Genomic DNA, 17,978 nt, shown 5'->3' with positions numbered 1-17,978 from the left:
CCGGCGACGTGTTGATCATGGTCGGACCAGTGCCGCGAGTCGGTCGCGGGCGGTGGCCGGATCGCCCCACCAGTCGCCGCCGGGGGCCAGTTCGAGCAGCGGCCACACGGCATGGAAGGTCCGCGCCGCTTCGGCCAGGCCGGGGTCCGCGGTCTCCATCGAGGCACAGATCCGGTCCACCGTCTCCGGCCCGAGTTCGCCGTACAGGTGGGCCAGGTCGATGGCCGGGTCGTCGATGCCCAGGTCGCCGAGGTCGAGCAGCCCGGTGAGTTCGCCGTCCTCGGAACCGATCAGGTGATCGACCCGGAAGTCCCGATGGCAGAGGGTACGGATCCGGGTCCGGTCCTCCAGCAGCGCGAGCGCGGACTCCACCCGCCGCAACAGACTGTCGTCGAGCCGCACCACGGCCAGCGCCTCCCGGAACTCGCCGGTCGGATCGTCGCGGGGTACGCCGAGCGAGGCGGCCTCGTCCGGGCCGACGGCGTGCAGCCGGTCCAAGATCATCGCGATCTCGGTCGTCCGCCGGGGATCGGACCGGACCCGGTCGGGATCGAGCGGCGTACCGACGATCCGGCGTTCCAAGATCGCCGACGGCAACCCGCCGGCCTCCTCGATCACGGTGCCGTCGGCCGGCACCGGTACGCCGCGCCGGCGCAGTTCGGCGAGCAGGGCGAGTTCGTGCCTGCGGCCGCCGCGCCAGGTCCACGGCTCGGGGTGGCGGCGCGAGATCCGGAGTACCCAGCCGGGCCAGCCGTACGTCACCGTGCTGATCCCTTCGCCGATCAGCTCCGGTGCCGCGTCACCGAGCTCGGGCCGGCAGCGACGGGCGGCGGCCACCAGGTCGGCCAACGCTGCCGGGGTCAGGGTCGTGTCCCACCGAGTCACCCGCCGAACCTTACGCGGACCCGCCGGCGAGGGCGGGCCAGGCGGCCATCGCACCGTCGATGATCTTGTTCAGGTCCGCGATGCCGGCGCAGTCCCGGGCCCGGATCGAGAGTCCGTACAGCACGGTGGTGTAGAAGTCGGCGATCATCGCGGTGTCGGTGCCGGCGGGCAGGTCCCCGTCGGCGATGCCGCGGTCGAGTCGCTCCCGTACCTGCTCGACGGTCTCGGATCGCTGCTCCATCAGGAAGTCCCGCACGGACTCGCTCCGGGTCGTGTACGTGGAGCCGGCCAGAACGATCATGCAGCCGCGCGGGCCGTCGCCGGACGTGTAGGCGGCGGCGTTGTCGCGCAACATCGCCTCCACCGCCGCGGCCGCGGTCGGCTCCTCGGTCAGCGCGCGCGAGGTCAGCCCGCCCTTCGTCGCGCCGTACAGCCCGACCGCCTCCCGGAACAGTTCCTCCTTGCCGCCGAACGCGGCGTACAGGCTGGGCGAGTTGATCTTCATCGCCGCGGTCAGGTCGGCCAGCGAGGTGCCCTCGTAGCCGTGCTCCCAGAAGACCTCCATGGCGCGCTGCAGGGCCACCTCGCGGTCGAAGGCCCGCGGCCGTCCGCGCTGCGCCATGCTCCGATTCCTTTCTGTATCGATTGCTAAGAATAGCCGTTGACGGCGATGGGCGATCATGTCACGCTATTTATGTGTCAATCACTACAGAAACCTTGAATGCGCCCGTCCACGCCGATCTGACCGGCCGCACGGCACTGGTCACCGGCGGCAGCCGCGGGATGGGGGAAGCGATCGCCCGGGCCCTCGCGGCCGCCGGGGCCGACGTCGCCCTGACCTATGAGCGGAGCCGGGAGCGGGCCGAGGCGATCGCCGAGGAGCTCACCGGTTCGGGTCGGCGCGCGCTCGCCCTCGCCGCCGACAGTGCGGACGCCGACGCGGTCCAGGCCGCGGTGGATCGTACGGTGGCCACGTTCGGCCGGCTCGACATCGTGATCAACAACGCCGGGATCTTCCCGTACGGGCCGGTGGAGGAGTCCAGTCTCGAGGAGATCGACCGGACCATCGCGGTGCACGTCCGGGCGCCGTTCCTTGCCGTCCGGGCGGCGGTCCCGCACCTCGGTCGCGGCGGCCGGATCATCACCATCGGCAGCAACCTCGCCGAGCGCGCGGCCTTCGGCGGCATCGCGCTCTACGTGATGAGCAAGGCCGCGAACAACGGCCTGACCCGAGCCCTGGCCCGCGAACTCGGTCCGCGCGGGATCACGGTGAACCTGATCCAGCCGGGGTCGACCGAGACGGACATGAACCCGGCCGTCGGCGAGAGCGCCGACGAGCAACGCGGGTTCATGGCGCTCGGCGAGTACGGTTCGGTCGACGACATCGCGGCCGCGGTGGTCTTCCTGGCCGGTGACTCCGGGCGGCAGATCACCGGGGCCACGCTGACGATCGACGGCGGCGCGAACGCCTGACCGACCCGCCACCCGGCGGTGCGGACCGCCGGAACCTGGCCGCGATGGCGGTCGCGGCGGGCGGCCGCGTCGGATGATCATGGAAGCACCTGATGACCGAGGAGTGATCATGACCGACACCGATGTCGCCCGCCCGCCGTTCGATCCGGAGCTCGAACCCGTGCTCGCCGAGGTGCTCGGCGGTCAGCCTCACCTGGAGCTCACCGCCGAGACGCTGGCCGCGTTGAGATCCGGTACGACGTTGATCCAGCAACCCTCGATCGAGGAGCGGTTGGCCGGCCGTTCGATCGCGTACGAGGATCGCACGGTGCCCGGCCCGGCGGGTGAGCCGGAGATCACCGTGGCGATCTTCCGGACCACCCGATCGATCAGCGGACCGGCGGCCGGGATCTACCACACCCACGGCGGCGGAATGATCATGGGCGACCGGCTGATGGGCGTGGACGGCTTCTTCGACCTGGTCGAGGCCGGCGACGCGGTCGTGGTCAGCGTGGAGTACCGGCTGGCGCCCGACCATCCCGACCCGGCACCGGTGGAGGACTGTTACGCCGGTCTGCTCTGGACGGCCGACCATGTCGACGAGCTGGGCATCGATCCGGAGCGGTTGATCATCGCGGGCGGCAGCGCCGGCGGTGGGCTGGCCGCGGGCACGGCGTTGCTGGCACGTGACCGCAACGGGCCCCGGCTGGCGGGGCAGTTGTTGATCTGCCCGATGCTGGACGACCGCAACACCACGATCTCCAGCCACCAGTACGACGGCGTCGGGCTGTGGGACCGGCAGAACAACCTGTTCGGTTGGTCCGCGCTGCTCGGCGACGATCATCGCGGCCGCGACGACATCTCGCCGTACGCGGCACCGGCCCGGGCCACCGACCTGGCCGGGCTGCCGCCGGCGTTCATCGACGCCGGGTCGGCCGAGGTGTTCCGGGACGAGGCGGTCGACTACGCGTCCCGGATCTGGGCGGCGGGCGGCCAGGCGGAACTCCACATCTGGGCCGGCGGCTTCCACGGCTTCTCGATGGCCGCCCAGGCCGGGGTCTCGGTCGCGGCGGCCGCGGCGGTGGACTCGTGGCTGCGCCGGGCCCTGCGCCTGTAGCCGCCCGTCCGCTTCGGCACCGGGGTAGATTTCGATCACGATGCAGGAGCTGACGGGCCGGCTGATGTCGCTGGACCCGGAGGCCGGCGAGGGTCTTCGGGTCGTGGCGCACTTCGACGCGCTGGTGGATGCCCAGGTCGGCATCGAGGCGCTGCTCCGGGCCGCCGTGATGCTGAGCGGCTGCCCGGTCGGCTACGCCGACCAGTCCCGTGGGGTACGGATCGCCGCCGACGGCCGCCGTCATGATCATGGCCGGCAGCCGCCGCCGGACGCCTGCACCCGGGCGACGGCGGACGGTGTTGTCTGGCTCGAGCGGTACGGCGGCGGCCGGCACCCCACCGACGCCATGGTGCTGGAACGACTGGCGCTCGCGGTCGGGATCGGCGGCCGGCGGCGCCGGGTGGCCTCCGACCTGGACCCGCTGGCCGTGCTGATCGACCCGGAACCGACCCAAGGGGCGCAGCGGGTCGCGCTGGCCCGGCTCCGGTTGCGGCCGGACCAGCTGATCCGGCTCTGGGCCGTCCCCGATGATCATGAACCGCCGGCCGAACTGCCGTCGGTGATCACCGGCACCGGCGCGGCCCGGGCCCGGCTGGTGCTGACCGACGACCCGTCTCGGCTCGGCGGGCCGCGGCGAGCCGGCCGCGGGATCGAGGTCCCGGCGGTCGACGCGGTGGAATCGGCCCGGACCGCGCTGGTCGCGCTCCGGCTGGCCGGCGACCTGATCACGACCGTCGACGCCGAGTCACTGGGAGTGCTGGTGCGGCTCGCTGACGTACCGGATGATCATGGTGATGTCGCGGCCCTGGCCGAGTTGATCAAGGAACGGCCCTGGGCGGAGGACACCGTCGAGGCACTGATCAACACCGACAGTCTGCGAGCCGCCGCCAAGCTGCTCGGCGTCCATCATGCGACCCTGCAGGCCAGGGTCAAGACCGTGCAGGAGCGCCTCGGCTACGGACCGGACACGTCGCTCGGCGCGCACCGGCTGGCCGCCGCGTTCTTGATCAATCGCCTGCGACGGGGCTAGTGCTGCCGGCGTGTGCGAGCGCGCTGGGGGAGCGGCGGCCGACGATGGCCGGCGCCTCGCCGATCAGGGTGTCGTTGTCGATCGCTTCGATCATGAAGAGTGCGAAGTCCACCCGCCGGGTCAGGTTGCTGGCCAGCACCGGATCGCCCACGTGGCGGCTCCAGACCGGCAGGCCCTGGCTCTCGCCCTCCTCCAGGTCGCTGCCGCGGACGACCGTCCACCGGCGGTCACTGGCGAAGATCCGCCGGCAAGCCTCGACCTGATCATCGATCTCCACGGCGCGGGCCAACTTGGCGAGCACGGCGACGACCCGGAGCGCGGCCCGGAACCACCAGGAGTAGCGGTCCCGCCCGTCCTGGGAGATGTGCCAGCCGCAGGAGAAGATCAGCCGGGCGTCGGGCGCGGCATGATCGAGCACCGCCTGGGCGGTGCCGGACGAATACTGCTGCACGCCCCACGGGACCAGCACGGTCAGCACCGCGTCGCACCCCTCGACGGCCCGCCTGATCACCGCCGGATCGTTGGTCGGGCCGGGAATGATCGTGATCCGATCCGCGAATCGGGCCAGCTTCTCGACGCTGCGCTCCCGGCAGACGCCGACGACCTCGTACCCCCGGTCGAGGGCGTGCCGGACCAGGTATTGCCCGAGCTTGCCGGACGCGCCGACGACGCAGACCTTGCGGCGGTTCTCGTTCTTCATCTCCGTGCTCCTGACCTTGGGACTTACGATGTAAGTAAGAGTAAGCTTACGTCGTAAGTCAGCCGATCGGTAGGAGGGAACGCGATGGCCGGGCAGGCCGGACGAACCAGGGCGAAGCGGCAGCCGCTCAGCCGGACGCGGGTGATCACCGCGGCCGTTGCGCTGGCCGATGCCGACGGAGAGGCCGGGCTGACCATGCGCGCGGTCGCCGGCCGACTCGGCGTCGAGGCGATGTCGCTCTACAACCACGTCGGCGGCCGGGAGGACCTGCTCGACGGCATGGTCGACGCCGTCTTCGCCGAGATTGAGTTGCCGCCCGCGGGCTCGGACTGGAAGCAGGCCATGCGGGACCGCGCCATCTCGGCCCGGTCCGTGCTCCACCGGCACCCGTGGGCGGTAGGGCTGCTGGACTCGCGGAGCACCCCCGGACCGGCGACGCTGCGCCACCACGACGCGGTCCTCGGCGCCCTCCGGGCCGGCGGCTTCTCGCTGCCGATGGCCGCGCACGCGTTCTCGCTGATCGACAGCTACCTGTACGGCTTCGTCCTGCAGGAGTCCAGCCTGCCGTTCTCCGACCGGGCCGAACTGGACCAGGTGGCCGGCGCCATCCTCGACGATCAGCCGGCGGATGCGTACCCGCATCTGACCGAGTTGATCAACGACTATGCGCTCCGGCCGGACTACTCGTACGCGGACGAGTTCGAGTTCGGCCTGACGCTGATCTTGGACGCGCTGCGCCCCGACGGGTAGGTCCGGCGCTGCTAGCGTTGGGTCGGTCGCTCATCGTCGTCGATCCCAGGAAAGGCCCATGTCTCAAGCATTCGAACTCAGGACCGAGTTGTCCGAGCTCGCGGCTGTGACCGACCGCGCGACCGGTGACCTGTTGTCGTTCAAGCAGGCGATGGCCGAGCGGGCGTCCGGGGTCTTCGAGGCGATCGGCGGCACCGCCACCAACACCGACCGGGAGATCGTCCAGCTCCTCCAGGAAGCGATCAGGGCGGCCGACGGCGCCGCGGACGCGCTGGCCGCCGCCTCCCACGCCTGCTCCGACTACGCCAACCAGGTCTGATGGTCGGAAGTTGATCATGGCCTCGGACCTGGAACACCTCGTCGAGCAGCTCGTCGCAACCATCGACACCATCCCTGGGCACGTCGAAGGACTGCACCGGATCTCCCAGGAGCTCCGGCGGCGGGCGGGCCACGTGGTCGATCTGTCCGGGCGAAGTTACGAGGGCATGCACGTTGCCGACCTGCTCTTCCATGCCGCCCAGCGGTGTGACGATGCCGCGAACCGGGTGCAGCCCGCCTACACCAAGGGGCGCGACTGGGCCGTCGCCACCGTCAACAGAGCTGGTGGCGCAGGCGGAAGCGGCGGTACGGCACCCGTCGCCGACCGCCCAGCAGGCTCAGCTCCGGACAATGCCGCCGAGCCGCTGCACCTGTCGACCACCGACTCGAACGACAAACAACTCCTAGCCGATCCGCCGGCCAACTCCACGATCGTGGTTGACGGTCGCTTCAGCTACGACATCGATCACCTCGGCCGAGTGATCAGGGCCCGGGCCACTCTGGATGTCCGTGACGCGACCCATCCTCGGGACAAGGGTGCTCAAGGCAAGGTCCCTGGAAAGCTGCCTGGCGACCATGGCGGCCACCTCTTCGCGAGGATCTTCCGCGGCCCGGGTGACTTGATCAACCTCGTTGCCATGCATGGGGCGAAGGTCAATCTTGGGGAGTATCGGAGACTCGAGAACAAGTGGTCGAGTCTCATCACCCGGGGTATCCCTGTGGAAGTCGAGGTTGAGGTGACTTACCGAGAGGGTGAGATGCGACCCGCAGGCTTCAATGTGGTCTACAGGGCTGGAGACAAGACGTATCCACCAGAGTTCATCAGGAATCGCAAACCGGACCACAAGGAGTCGTCGTGACTTTAGGCGAGCAGGGTGCGTTGATGGACCTGATCGGCCGCGCGGCGGTCGATCAGGCGCCGCCCGGTTGGACGTGGATCACGATCGTGATCGACGCGATGGGGGACAGTGCACGTGTGGATTCGGTCGCTCACACCGATGAATCCGAAACGCCGTTCAACCTCGGTGGGCCTGGCGGGCTCGCGTGCCTTGACCTCCGCGAGGCGATGTATCGGCCGAAGGTTGGCACCTGGTACCGAGCGCATTTCCGTATTGACGTGAGTGGGCAACTCGCCAGCGACTTCGACTACGACAGCAGGCCCTATGATGCCGAGGAGGAAGGCAGCGCGGACGTTCGTGACGTCCTGCTGCACGATCACGAGATGTATCCGCGCGACAAGGAACATCTGCCCGACTGGCATCCCGCGAAGCAACATTAGCGAGAGCGGGAGTGGCGATGGTCCTTGCGGAGAACGAGGCGATCTGGTCTCCGCGTGGCGGTGGCCCCTGCAGCGGTTGAGTCATTAGTTCAGATCAGCCACGCCGGAGAAGGTCGGAGGCCTCGCCGATCAAGGTTGATATCAGCGTGGATGGGTTCCCGGTCAACCCACAGATCATCCGAAATCCGCGTCGGAGCATCTATCCTCGTGGCCTCCGGCCAAGGGGTAGTCAGGCCAGGCCGGCGCCGAAGGTCTCCATTCCGATCAGGGGCTTGATCGTCGCCGTCACTTCCTTGCCACAGAAGGCCTTGCGGAGAACGTCGCCGGCCATCAGGTTGCCCAGGGCGCCCATGATCATCGCCTGGTCCAGCGCCAGGTAGCGGCGGGCGATGGTGCCAGAGCGGACGGCGACCGCGTCGTAGAAGCCGCCGGGGCCGTAGCAGTCCAGGTCGTCGGCGATCTTGATCAAGTTCCGGTAGCCCCCGGCGAGGTCGTACGGCAGCGCCAGGAAGCCGGCGTGCGGCGTGACGACGCCGTCCCCGAAGGTCGTCGCCGGGCCCGGCGGGCGGCAGTTGCCGTAGCCGAGGTCGACGTTGCTCCGCTCGGCGTCGGAGTAGTAGCCGTCGGGGTTCAGGCCGATCGGGTCGACGCCGTACTCGCGATAGCCGCCGCCCGGTTCGCTGGCGGGGGAGAAGCCCCAGTAGCCGTAGTCGGCGTCCTCCAGTCCGTGCAGCCGGTGGGCTCGTACGGTCAGGGGGTGGTTGACGCCCCATGATCTTGGTGCCCAGCGAGCTTCGGGGACGAACAGGTCCGGCATCAGGGCCTCGAACATCGAGCCGCCCCAGCCCGGCACGACGAGCGAGTTGCGGTAGGGGTAGGCGCCTTCGAAGACGTCGATGCCGAGGTAGTTCCTGGTCCGGCCGACCGGCTCCTGTTCCTGCCAGTCCCAGTCGCAACCGGCCGGGAAGGTCCGCCAGGTGGCGAAGTAGTGCTTGGCCGGCACCTGGCCGCGGGCGATCGCCAGGTAGGAGGTGATCCGGGTCTCCGACACCGTCGTGTCGTAGTGGTTCACCGTGTAGTGCACCGGGGTGCCGGTGCCGAGGTAGTCGCCGTCGACCCACGGCTTGTCCGGCGGCACTTCGCCGTCCCAGAAGCCGCCCCGGAGCAGGCCGGTGCCGAACGCGGGCCGCGCCTCGGGGTCGTAGAAGGCGGCGAAGTCCATGCTGTCCAGCAGCCGTTCGGCCTCCCGGCGGTGATCGGTACCGGCGCCGATGATCACCGCCAACGCGGCCGCCAGCCAGCCGTTGTCGACGCTGGACAGGAACGGGTAGACCTTGTCGCCGCTGCCCGGCCAACTGGTCAGGACGTCGCCGGTGCGCTCGTCGTACCAGTTGTAGAACATGCCGCTCGGCTCGTGGCGCACCATCCGGTCCAGCGTGCGCAGCGTCTGCCCGAGCCGGCGCGACCGTTCCCGGTCGGTGATCAGCCGGAGCCGGTGCGCGATCACCGTGCACCACAGATATCCGCCGATGTTGGTCGGCGAGGTGTAGCCGCTCCGGCTGTCCGGGTCCAGGTCGCCGTCGATGTTGTCGGCGGTCAGCCCGGTCCGCTCGTCGGTCATCGCGATCATGGACCGCCAGGTGTCGGCGGCCCAGCGCGGGAACCGGCCGCCGGGGCGTTCGTCGGCCGCGCCGAGCGGGAGCGGGGTCAGGGCCAGCGGGAGAGCCGTTCCGGCAGCTCCGGCGAGCAGCAGTCGTCGCGAGATCGCGTTCATCCCAGACTCCTTCGTCTCGGCCGTCCAACGCGGACCGGCTCAACCTAACACCCGGTCCCGCTGCCGGTCCGGGATCAGCCGGTGAGCTCGGCCGGGAGCGGCTCGGTGTGCACGATCCGGAGCGAGGTGACGGCGCGGGTCAGGCAGACGTACAGCCGGCGCAGACCGGTCGGCCGGTCGGGTTCCGCCTCGACGATCGCGGCCGGTTCGAGGAGCACCACGTGGTCGAACTCGAGGCCCTTGGCGAGCGAGGCCGGCACCACGTCGAGCCGGCGGTCGAAGACGCCGTCCTCGGCCGGGTCCGGCTGCTGGCCGAGCACTCCGTGGGACAGACCGCGATCCTGCAGGATCCCTTGGACGAAAGGTACGGCGGCGTCGGCGGCGATCAGTCCGATGCTGCCCTCCAGGCCCAGTGCCGCCTCGACCGCCTGGCCGAGATCGTGTTCGGCGGTGCTGCTGGCCGTGATCGTCAGGTCGCCACGGGACCGCCGGATCGAGTGCGGCGCGCTGAGGGTCGGCGCAATCGACGGCAGCAGCCGGGCCGCGAAGTCGATCACCGCTGCGGGCACCCGGAAGCCGGTGACCAGTTCCTGGAGCTCGGCCTCCGGCTGGCCGAGATGATCCAACGCCTCGGCCCAGGAGCTGGCCGCCCAGGGCGTGGTGGCCTGGGCCAGATCGCCGAGTACGGTGACCGATCCGGTGCTGGCTCGCCGCCCGATCGCCCGCAGCTGCATCGCGGACAGGTCCTGCGCCTCGTCGATGATCAGATGGCCGAGGCTGGGGGTCCGGGACAGCGCGTCCATGGCCTCGTCGATCAAGATCAGGTCCGCCGCGGTCCAGCGTGCCGACTTCACCGACCGGGGGAGCTTGGCCGGCCGGATCAAGGCCTGCTCGGCCTCGGTCAGCAGCCCGTCGGCGTGCTCGGCCAGGAACTCGGCGTCGGTCAGCAGTCGCAAGATCAACTTCGCCGGGTCAACGGCGGGCCAGAGTGCTTCCGCGTACGTCTTCACGCCGCGACTGCGAGCCACGGCGTTCTGCACCCGGTCGTCCGGGGAGTCGCCGGACGCCTCCATCCGCAGCAGCACCTGGTGCGCCAGGCGCTGCGGCACCATCTCGCGGCCCGCCGCGTAGCGGACGCCCCGGTCCCGGATCGACCGGACCAGTTCGTCGGCGAGATAGGCCGGCACCCGGAACTGGCGCGAACCGCGCTGCACCAGCAGCGTCTCGGTCGCCGGCCGGAGGTGGCTCCAGATCGCCTTCTTGATCACTTCGGCCATCCGGGCGTCGCCCTTGATCACCGCCGACTGGACCGGTTCCGCGCCGGTTGCGGTCAGTTCCGTCGCCCGGGATACCAACGAGGCAACGGTTTCCTGGGTGGCGACCACCTCGCCGAGGGCCGGCAGCACGTCGCCGATGTAGGTCAGGAAGCTGTCGTTCGGGCCGATCACCATCAGGCCGGACCGGCCGAGTTGATCACGGTGGGTGTAGAGCAGGAAGGCGGCCCGATGCAGGCCGACCGCGGTCTTGCCGGTGCCCGGCGCACCCTGGATGCAGACGGAACGCTCCAGGTCGGACCGCACGATCACGTCCTGGTCGGGCTGGATGGTGGCGACGATGTCACGCATCGGCCCGGTCCGCGGCCGGGCGATCTCGGCTTCCAGGATCTCCGAGTGCTCCAGCGCGTCGCCGGCGACCAGGTCCTCGTCCTCGTACGCGGTGAGCTCGCCGTGGGCGTACCCGAACCGGCGCCGCAGCCGGACCCCCATCGGGTCGTCCTTGGTCGCTCGATAGAAGGGGAGGGCGACCGGTGCCCGCCAGTCGATCACCATCGGTTCGCCGCCGGCCTCGCCGGTCACGTGCCGGCGGCCGATGTGGATCCGGCCCGGCAGATCGGGCCGGTCGTAGTCGATCCGGCCGAAGAAGAGCGGCACGGTCGGATCGTCGATGAGCGACTTCGTGCGCCGGTACAGCACCTGCTTGAGATATTCGGTCGAGACGTTCGGCCCCTCGCTGACGGCCGCGGCGCCGACCGCCTTGAGCCCGCCGGCGTGGACGTGCATCCGGTTCAGCGTGGCACGGGACCGCTCGAGATGATCTTGTTCTTCGGTCAGGGCGTTGGGTTGATCGGGCTCACTTTCGGACATGGCAAGACTCCCCCTGCGGGTTCGAGTCGAAAAATGGGCGAAGTGCCGAATCTAGGAGTTCGGGCAGCATCGCGCAACTGGTTTTCCGGAGCCCCTCACGACTGCAGTTGCGCGGCGGCGATGAAGGCGGTGACCGTGCCCGCGATCATGAGCGCGTGCAAGATCATGTGCTCGAGGTTGGGTCTCGGGCGGTCTCCGATCCGGGGTAGCACGATGATCGTCTTCGCATACGTACGGGCGTGCAGGTCCGGCCAGCTGTCGTCGGTCCCGGCAGTGGCCCACGGAACGGCCACGCCGACGAGATAGGGAAGCCACCACAGGGCGAGGCCGGACAGCACGATGATGCCGGCCAGCGCGGCGCCGAGGTAGGCCAACCAGGCAGGCCCCGGCCCGCCGGCGACGGCGAGCAGGACGGCCGGGGACAGAAGGATCGGCGCGTTGACGGCGACCTCTGTGCGGCGCTCGCGCGCGGTGGACGAGTCGAGGTTGTTGAGCGGGGGCAACGGCACGAGGGTCGTGACGAGAAAGTAGATCAGCGCGGTGATGCCGAGCGCGATGGCGGCGATGAGCACGAGGTCAGCTCCCGATTCCCAGGCGAGCCGCGACGCCGTCGAGGAAGACCCCGACCGCGAGCTCGAACCAGTGGTCGTAGTACTCCTGTGGCGCGACAGGAGGGTTCGGTACGTCACCGAACTCGGCGGCGGCGAGCCCGATCACCAGCACGCCGAGCGTCGAGACCAGCAGCAGAGCGTCGTCGTCCGGCAGGCTCGTGTCCGCAAACGCCTGGATGACGAGTCGGACGGCGGGTTCGTACGCGCCCTCGGAGGCATCCGTGACCGCCAGCAACTGTGCTGCGCCGGGGTGTGCCCGCAGCGCGTTGCGGACGCTGACCGCAAGTTGTTCGAGCAGATCGCGCCATCCGCCGTCGGCGTTCAGCTGCTCGACCAGTTCGGTCCAGATCGAGTCGGCCACCAGCCGCTGCAGGTCCTCCCGTCCTGCGACGTGGTTGTACAGCGAGGCCGCGCGGACGCCGAGCCGGGTCGCGAGAGCGCGCATCGACAGTCCGGTCATGCCCTGTTCGTCGAGCAGCTCCAGCGTCGCCTGAACGATCTGGGCACGATCGATGCGTGCTGGTCTGGGCATCCGTCCTCCTCCTCGGGCGATGAGAATAAACTAACACTGTTAGTAAACCATGAGGCTCGGTGCCGTCTGGAACGGGCGGTTAGGGTCCCGTCCTGTGCCCGACCTCGACCCAGGTCCGTTCCTTGCCGCCAACCTCGGGGCCCGCTCCGGTACGGCGAGCCGGGTGCGCCGCGGGGCGATCGGTGCGGTCTGGCGGCTCGACCTGACCGGGCACCGGCACCGGACCCTGGCGGCGAAGGAGTTCATCGCCTACGTCCCGGACGAGGGCGACGTGGCGAACGAGCTCGCGCTCCAGGCGGCCGCGGCCGACGCGGGCGTGCCGAGTCCCGAGGCGGTGGGCTTCGCCGACGGGTACGTCGCTGTCGACCCGCGGACCGGTCGCGGCTGGCGTACGTACGCCTGGATCGACGGGCGTCCCGCCGCGGACGACGAAGCGACCCGACGCTGGCTGATCCGGCAGGTCGCGGCCATCCACCGGCTCGGGCGTACCGAACCGGAGCCGCCGTTGCACTCCTTCTCTCTGACCGTCGATGCCGACTGGCCCGCTCTGGTTGCGGCCACGTACCGGGCCGGGCTGCCCTGGGCGGAGCGCTTCGAGCGGGTGGTCGAGGAGCGGGTGCCGGGCCTGGCCTGGCTCGTCGGCAGTCGCCCGAAGGAGGCGCCGATCTGGTCGCACCGGGACGCCCAGCCGGCCAACGTGATGGTCACCGCCGACGGGCGGCGACTGTTGGTCGACTGGGACAACGCGGGTGGCACCTGGGACCGCCGGGAACTCGGGTCGCAGCTGGCGCCGCTGCTCGACGACCGGGACCAGCTGCGCTCTGCGTACGACCTCTATCGGGAGGCCGGCGGCACGGCCCGGATCACCGGCCCGGACGCGTTCGCCTCGAGTGTCGCCGCCACGCTCAACTTTCTGGCCGAACAGGTGGGACGGTTGACCGATCCGGCCGCAAGCGAGGACGATCGCGACTACGCTGGCGGCTGGCTGCCCGGGCTGCTGGACGACCTGCCGGACCTCGAGCTATTGACCGAGGCCGCGGGGTTGCTGTCCGACCGGGGTTGACGCCGTTGCGCGCCCGTGCCGATTTCGTTCCCGATGGGCCGCGCTGCTAGCCTTTGTCCCGCCGTACGTTCGGCCGCGGATGCCCAAGAGCTCCCACGCACACCGAGTGCAAGGTCTCGATGCTCGAGGCTTCAGGGGGCGCCGCGCACCGGGAAACCGAGAGGAGAGCACGTGTCGATCGACGCTGCTACCAAGAAGAAGATCATCGACGAGTACGCGACGACCGAGGGTGACACCGGCTCTCCGGAGGTTCAGATCGCGATCCTCAGCCGTCGGATCTCCCATCTGACGGAGCACCTGAAGGAACACAAGCACGATCACCACAGCCGGCGCGGGCTGATGCTGCTGGTCGGTCAACGTCGCCGACTGCTCAACTATGTCGCCAAGACCGACATCGAGCGGTACCGGTCGCTGATCGAGCGACTCGGCCTGCGGCGCTGAGCGAGCGAAGCGGTCCTCTTCGGAGGGCCGCTTCACTGACATTTCGACCCAAAACTGAATAGCGCAATCAACCATCGATTGCATCCGGACACACGCCTCGGCGAGCAGGCTCGGTCCTCGGTAGTGATTCTCGGGATTTCCTTCTCAACAAGGGAACGGCCGGGGATCTCGATCGAAGACCGGGCGAGTACCCAGCCCGGGCGGTGCCCCGCGGATGCAATCTTGATCGCCGCGCGTCCCTGCGAGGACGTACGGCAGAACAGGAGAATCCCGTGGAGGGACCCAACCTGAAATTCACCGAGGCCGTGATCGACAACGGCGCCCTCGGTAAGCACGTGGTCCGGTTCGAGACCGGGCTGCTGGCGCAGCAGGCGGCCGGCTCGGCCACCGTCTACCTCGACGACGACACCATGCTGCTGTCGGCGACCACCGCGCAGAGCAAGCCGCGCGACTCGATCGACTTCTTCCCGCTGACGGTCGACGTCGAGGAGCGGGCCTACGCCGCGGGCAAGATTCCCGGCGCGGTCTTCCGCCGCGAGGGCCGCCCGACCACGTCCGCGATCCTCACCTGCCGGCTGATCGACCGCCCGCTGCGGCCGAGCTTCGTCAAGGGCCTGCGCAACGAGGTCCAGGTCGTCATCACCGTGATGGCGCTGAACCCGGACAAGGCGTACGACGTCGTGGCGATCAACGCCGCGTCGATGTCCACCCAGCTGGCCGGCCTGCCGTTCAGCGGCCCGGTCGGCGGCGTCCGCGTCGCCCTGATCGGCGACCAGTGGGTCGGCTTCCCCGACGTCAGCCAGCTCGAGGACGCCACGTTCGACATGGTCGTGGCCGGCCGGGTGCTGCCCGACGGCGACGTCGCGATCATGATGGTCGAGGCCGAGTCCACCGAGCAGACCTGGGACCTGGTGCAGGCCGGCAAGACCGCGCCGACCGAGGAGATCGTCGCCCAGGGCCTGGAGGCGGCGAAGCCGTTCATCAAGGTGCTCTGCGACGCGCAGGTCGAGCTGGCCGCGCAGTTCCCGAAGGAGACGGCCGAGTTCCCGATCTTCCTGGACTACCAGGACGACGTGTTCGCGGCGGTCGAGGAGGCCGCGACCGCCGAGCTGTCCACGATCATGACGATCGCCGACAAGCAGGAGCGCGAGACCTCGACCGAGGTGCTCAAGGACAAGCTGGTCGCCGAGCTCGGCCCCCGGTTCCCGGACCGCGAGGCGGAGATCAAGGGCGCCTACCGGTCGCTGACCAAGGCGCTGGTCCGGAAGAAGATCATCACGGAGAAGGTGCGGATCGACGGCCGCGGCCTGACCGACATCCGGACCCTGTCCGCCGAGGTCGGCGTGGTGCCCCGAGTCCACGGCTCGGCGCTGTTCCAGCGCGGCGAGACCCAGATCCTGGGCATCACCACGCTGAACATGCTCGGTCTGGAGCAGCGGCTCGGTCTCACGCTTGCCGAGAACACCACCAAGCGCTACATGCACCATTACAACTTCCCGCCCTTCTCGACCGGTGAGACCGGCCGGGTCGGGGCGCCGAAGCGGCGCGAGATCGGCCACGGCATGCTCGCCGAGCGTGCCCTGGTGCCGGTGCTGCCGACCCGCGAGGAGTTCCCGTACGCGATCCGGCAGGTGTCCGAGGCGCTCGGCTCCAACGGCTCCACCTCGATGGGCTCCGTCTGCGCGTCCACCCTGGCGCTGCTCAACTCCGGCGTGCCGCTGCGCGCTCCGGTCGCGGGCATCGCGATGGGCCTCGTCTCGGACGAGATCGACGGCAAGACCGAGTACGTCGCGCTGACCGACATCCTGGGTGCCGAGGATGCGTACGGTGACATGGACTTCAAGGTCGCCGGTACGAAGGAATTCATCACCGCCCTGCAGCTGGACACCAAGCTGGACGGGATCCCGGCCTCCGTGCTGGGCGCCGCGCTGAACCAGGCGAAGGACGCCCGGAACACGCTGCTCGAGGTGATGGCCGAGGCGATCGACGAGCCGGACGAGATGAGCCTCTACGCGCCGCGGATCATCACGCTGCGCATCCCGGTCGACAAGATCGGCGAGGTGATCGGCCCCAAGGGCAAGGTGATCAACCAGATCCAGGACGACACCGGCGCCCAGATCACGATCGAGGACGACGGCACGATCTACGTCGGGGCGGAGAGCGGCGAGGCCGCCGAGGCCGCCCGGACCATGATCAACGCGATCGCCAACCCGACCATGCCGGAGAAGGGGGAGCGCTACCTGGGCACCGTGGTGAAGATCGCGGCGTTCGGCGCGTTCGTCTCCCTGCTGCCGGGCAAGGACGGCCTGCTCCACATCTCCAAGCTGCGCACCCTCGCCGGTGGCAAGCGGGTGGAGAAGGTCGAGGACGTGGTCAGCGTCGGCCAGAAGATCCAGGTCGAGATCACCGAGATCGACGATCGCGGCAAGCTGTCGCTGTCCCCGGTGGTCGAGGAAGATAGCTCGGTGGCAGAAGAAGGGGTCGCGGTCTCCTGACCCGGAACAGATCCACCGCTGCCGCTCGGCAGCACCTCGGCGGAGAAGTCCGCCGCACGGTGCTGCCGAGCGGTTTGCGCGTCGTCACGGAACGGATGCCCGGCAGCCACACCTTCAACCTCGGCTTCTTCGCCGCGGTCGGGTCGCGCTGGGAGACCACGCGCCTGCACGGCGCCTCGCATTTCCTGGAACACGTGCTGTTCAAGGGAACCAAGCGGCGCACCCCGGAGCAGATCTCGGCCGAGATCGAGGCGGTCGGCGGCGAGCTGAACGCGTACACGGCCAAGGAGCACACCTGCTTCTACGCCCGGGTGCTGGCCCGCGACGCCGACCTCGCGATCGACGTGCTGGCCGACATGATCACCTCCTCGACCCTGCGCTCGCCCGAGATCGAGTCCGAGCGCGCCGTGATCCTGGACGAGATCGCCATGCACGCGGACGATCCTGGTGAGGTGGCGCACGAACTGATCGCCGGCGAACTGCTCGGCGGGTCCGGCCTCGGCAAGCCGGTGATCGGCTCGCCGGACAGCATTCGCGCGTTGAGCCGGGACCAGATCATGGGCTACTGGAAGCGCCGCTACACGCCCGAGCGGCTGGTGGTCAGCGCCACCGGCCGAGTTGATCATGATCGTCTGGTGGCCCGGCTCTCCGAGTACGAGTCGCTCACCGCAGTCCGGGAACAGGGCCGCTCGCGGTCCGTGAGCCTGTCCAAGGGCAAGCCGGAACCACTCGGCGAGGATCCGCTGGTGATCACCAAGGCCCGCCGGTTCGAGCAGTCGACCGTGGTCCTGGCCCGCCCGGGCCCGGGCCTGTTCGACGCCGACCGGTTCCCGATCGGGCTGCTGTCGGTCATCGTCGGCGGCGGCATGGCGTCCCGGCTCTTCGTCGAGGTACGGGAGCGGCGCGGGCTGACGTACGGGATCGAGGCCGGGGAGACCGGCTACTCCGACGCCGGCCTGTGGAGCGTCGACTGGCAGTGCGCCCCGGACCGGGTGCCGGAGATCCTGACCCTGGTCCGGCAGTGCCTCGCCGACATCGCCGAGCACGGCGTGACGCCGGACGAGCTGGCCCGCGCCAAGGGCCAGATGCGCGGCCAGACCGTACTGTCCTTCGAGGGGCCGCAGAGCCGGATGAGCCGGATCGGCGTCGCCGAACTCCTCGGCGACACCCGCTCCGTCTCCGACCTGCTGGGCCACTACGACGCGGTCACCGGCGAGGACGTCCGCGCCACCGCCGCCGACCTGCTCGGCCGCCGCCAGGTCCTCGCCGTCGTCGGCCCGACCCCCGGGCTCCGCGCCCTCCGCCGCGCCCTGTCCTGATCTCGGGCGGCCCTGAGAGCGCACTGCTCGCGGATTGATCAAGAGAATCGTCGAGCCGGCTCTGCCCG

General features: G+C 69.8%; 18 protein-coding genes. 11 read left to right on the top strand and 7 right to left on the bottom strand.

Translation table 11 applies throughout. The features are described from left to right. Positions 1 to 15: 15 nt before the first annotated feature. Positions 16 to 885: a phosphotransferase gene (locus tag ACFQU4_RS12850; protein WP_377492084.1), complete on the bottom strand. Its 870-nt coding sequence runs from the start codon at positions 883 to 885 to the stop codon at positions 16 to 18. 10 nt (positions 886 to 895) lie between these two features. Further along, a complete protein-coding gene (locus ACFQU4_RS12845) occupies positions 896 to 1,507 on the bottom strand; it encodes a TetR/AcrR family transcriptional regulator (RefSeq protein ID WP_377492081.1) in 612 nt (203 codons plus the stop codon). Positions 1,508 to 1,602: 95 nt separating this feature from the next. Between ACFQU4_RS12845 and ACFQU4_RS12840 the strand changes: the two genes are divergently transcribed. The 3 genes from ACFQU4_RS12840 (at position 1,603) to ACFQU4_RS12830 (ending at position 4,484) form a co-directional block, all read left to right on the top strand. Then, on the top strand, positions 1,603 to 2,358 hold the full coding sequence (locus tag ACFQU4_RS12840) for an SDR family NAD(P)-dependent oxidoreductase (RefSeq protein WP_377492078.1): 756 nt from the start codon (positions 1,603 to 1,605) through the stop codon (positions 2,356 to 2,358). A gap of 109 nt (positions 2,359 to 2,467) precedes the next feature. Beyond that, a complete protein-coding gene (locus ACFQU4_RS12835; protein WP_377492074.1) occupies positions 2,468 to 3,454 on the top strand; it encodes an alpha/beta hydrolase in 987 nt (328 codons plus the stop codon). 40 nt (positions 3,455 to 3,494) lie between these two features. Further along, a complete protein-coding gene (locus ACFQU4_RS12830) occupies positions 3,495 to 4,484 on the top strand; it encodes a helix-turn-helix domain-containing protein (RefSeq protein WP_377492071.1) in 990 nt (329 codons plus the stop codon). Here the strand turns inward: ACFQU4_RS12830 and ACFQU4_RS12825 are convergent. Then, positions 4,462 to 5,184 carry an NAD(P)-dependent oxidoreductase gene (locus ACFQU4_RS12825; protein ID WP_377492068.1) on the bottom strand — a complete coding sequence of 241 codons (723 nt, stop codon included), beginning with the start codon at positions 5,182 to 5,184 and terminating at the stop codon, positions 4,462 to 4,464. The two genes, ACFQU4_RS12830 and ACFQU4_RS12825, sit on opposite strands and share 23 nt — an antisense overlap. An 84-nt stretch (positions 5,185 to 5,268) precedes the next feature. On the opposite strand from ACFQU4_RS12825, the gene ACFQU4_RS12820 reads away from it, so the two are divergent. From ACFQU4_RS12820 to ACFQU4_RS12805, 4 genes are read left to right on the top strand one after another with little or no spacing between them, the layout of a single operon-like run. Continuing rightward, positions 5,269 to 5,934: a TetR/AcrR family transcriptional regulator gene (locus ACFQU4_RS12820; RefSeq protein WP_377492065.1), complete on the top strand. Its 666-nt coding sequence runs from the start codon at positions 5,269 to 5,271 to the stop codon at positions 5,932 to 5,934. A gap of 58 nt (positions 5,935 to 5,992) precedes the next feature. Beyond that, positions 5,993 to 6,253: a hypothetical protein gene (locus ACFQU4_RS12815; protein ID WP_377492062.1), complete on the top strand. Its 261-nt coding sequence runs from the start codon at positions 5,993 to 5,995 to the stop codon at positions 6,251 to 6,253. Positions 6,254 to 6,269: 16 nt separating this feature from the next. Further along, positions 6,270 to 7,112 (top strand): DNA/RNA non-specific endonuclease, encoded by an 843-nt coding sequence (locus ACFQU4_RS12810; RefSeq protein ID WP_377492262.1) that lies wholly within the window; start codon positions 6,270 to 6,272, stop codon positions 7,110 to 7,112. Then, positions 7,109 to 7,531, top strand: coding sequence for a hypothetical protein (locus ACFQU4_RS12805; RefSeq protein WP_377492059.1), 423 nt, complete (start codon positions 7,109 to 7,111; stop codon positions 7,529 to 7,531). The genes ACFQU4_RS12810 and ACFQU4_RS12805 overlap by 4 nt, the downstream gene beginning before the upstream one ends. Before the next feature lie 229 nt (positions 7,532 to 7,760). On the opposite strand, the gene ACFQU4_RS12800 is transcribed toward ACFQU4_RS12805, so the two are convergent. The 4 genes from ACFQU4_RS12800 to ACFQU4_RS12785 all read right to left on the bottom strand — a co-directional run bounded on the left by ACFQU4_RS12800 (position 7,761) and on the right by ACFQU4_RS12785 (position 12,592). Continuing rightward, positions 7,761 to 9,305, bottom strand: a complete 1,545-nt coding sequence (locus ACFQU4_RS12800; RefSeq protein WP_377492056.1) for a glucoamylase family protein — start codon at positions 9,303 to 9,305, stop codon at positions 7,761 to 7,763. Positions 9,306 to 9,379: 74 nt separating this feature from the next. Further along, complete coding sequence (locus ACFQU4_RS12795) at positions 9,380 to 11,449, bottom strand: HelD family protein (RefSeq protein ID WP_377492053.1); 2,070 nt, start codon at positions 11,447 to 11,449, stop codon at positions 9,380 to 9,382. 95 nt (positions 11,450 to 11,544) lie between these two features. Continuing rightward, complete coding sequence (locus ACFQU4_RS12790; protein WP_377492050.1) at positions 11,545 to 12,021, bottom strand: hypothetical protein; 477 nt, start codon at positions 12,019 to 12,021, stop codon at positions 11,545 to 11,547. 4 nt (positions 12,022 to 12,025) lie between these two features. Next, positions 12,026 to 12,592 carry a TetR family transcriptional regulator gene (locus ACFQU4_RS12785; RefSeq protein WP_377492047.1) on the bottom strand — a complete coding sequence of 189 codons (567 nt, stop codon included), beginning with the start codon at positions 12,590 to 12,592 and terminating at the stop codon, positions 12,026 to 12,028. Between the two features lie 94 nt (positions 12,593 to 12,686). On the opposite strand from ACFQU4_RS12785, the gene ACFQU4_RS12780 reads away from it, so the two are divergent. The 4 genes from ACFQU4_RS12780 to ACFQU4_RS12765 all read left to right on the top strand — a co-directional run bounded on the left by ACFQU4_RS12780 (position 12,687) and on the right by ACFQU4_RS12765 (position 17,910). Next, positions 12,687 to 13,655: a phosphotransferase gene (locus tag ACFQU4_RS12780; RefSeq protein ID WP_377492045.1), complete on the top strand. Its 969-nt coding sequence runs from the start codon at positions 12,687 to 12,689 to the stop codon at positions 13,653 to 13,655. A 177-nt stretch (positions 13,656 to 13,832) separates the two neighbouring features. Then, positions 13,833 to 14,096, top strand: coding sequence for a 30S ribosomal protein S15 (gene rpsO, locus ACFQU4_RS12775; protein ID WP_377492260.1), 264 nt, complete (start codon positions 13,833 to 13,835; stop codon positions 14,094 to 14,096). 272 nt (positions 14,097 to 14,368) lie between these two features. After that, the gene (locus ACFQU4_RS12770) at positions 14,369 to 16,591 is read left to right on the top strand and encodes a polyribonucleotide nucleotidyltransferase (RefSeq protein ID WP_377492042.1); all 2,223 of its coding nucleotides are present in this window, start codon (positions 14,369 to 14,371) and stop codon (positions 16,589 to 16,591) included. Between the two features lie 59 nt (positions 16,592 to 16,650). After that, complete coding sequence (locus tag ACFQU4_RS12765) at positions 16,651 to 17,910, top strand: M16 family metallopeptidase (protein ID WP_377492039.1); 1,260 nt, start codon at positions 16,651 to 16,653, stop codon at positions 17,908 to 17,910. Positions 17,911 to 17,978: the final 68 nt, after the last annotated feature.

The sequence above is a fragment of the Microlunatus sp. GCM10028923 genome (genome assembly GCF_042666975.1).
Taxonomy (GTDB): Bacteria; Actinomycetota; Actinomycetes; order Propionibacteriales; family Propionibacteriaceae; genus Microlunatus.
The sequence above is the reverse complement of the archived record's forward strand: the minus strand, read 5'-3'. Positions and strand labels throughout refer to the sequence as shown.

What these genes read in the sequence shown, in the direction of transcription:
- ACFQU4_RS12830 (WP_377492071.1), top strand. Translation starts at nt 3,495, where the DNA reads ATGCAGGAGCTGACGGGCCGGCTGATGTCGCTGGACCCGGAGGCCGGC.
- ACFQU4_RS12825 (WP_377492068.1), bottom strand. Translation starts at nt 5,184, where the DNA reads ATGAAGAACGAGAACCGCCGCAAGGTCTGCGTCGTCGGCGCGTCCGGC.
- ACFQU4_RS12835 (WP_377492074.1), top strand. Translation starts at nt 2,468, where the DNA reads ATGACCGACACCGATGTCGCCCGCCCGCCGTTCGATCCGGAGCTCGAA.
- ACFQU4_RS12820 (WP_377492065.1), top strand. Translation starts at nt 5,269, where the DNA reads ATGGCCGGGCAGGCCGGACGAACCAGGGCGAAGCGGCAGCCGCTCAGC.
- ACFQU4_RS12815 (WP_377492062.1), top strand. Translation starts at nt 5,993, where the DNA reads ATGTCTCAAGCATTCGAACTCAGGACCGAGTTGTCCGAGCTCGCGGCT.
- ACFQU4_RS12795 (WP_377492053.1), bottom strand. Translation starts at nt 11,449, where the DNA reads ATGTCCGAAAGTGAGCCCGATCAACCCAACGCCCTGACCGAAGAACAA.
- ACFQU4_RS12845 (WP_377492081.1), bottom strand. Translation starts at nt 1,507, where the DNA reads ATGGCGCAGCGCGGACGGCCGCGGGCCTTCGACCGCGAGGTGGCCCTG.
- ACFQU4_RS12810 (WP_377492262.1), top strand. Translation starts at nt 6,270, where the DNA reads ATGGCCTCGGACCTGGAACACCTCGTCGAGCAGCTCGTCGCAACCATC.
- ACFQU4_RS12785 (WP_377492047.1), bottom strand. Translation starts at nt 12,592, where the DNA reads ATGCCCAGACCAGCACGCATCGATCGTGCCCAGATCGTTCAGGCGACG.
- ACFQU4_RS12800 (WP_377492056.1), bottom strand. Translation starts at nt 9,305, where the DNA reads ATGAACGCGATCTCGCGACGACTGCTGCTCGCCGGAGCTGCCGGAACG.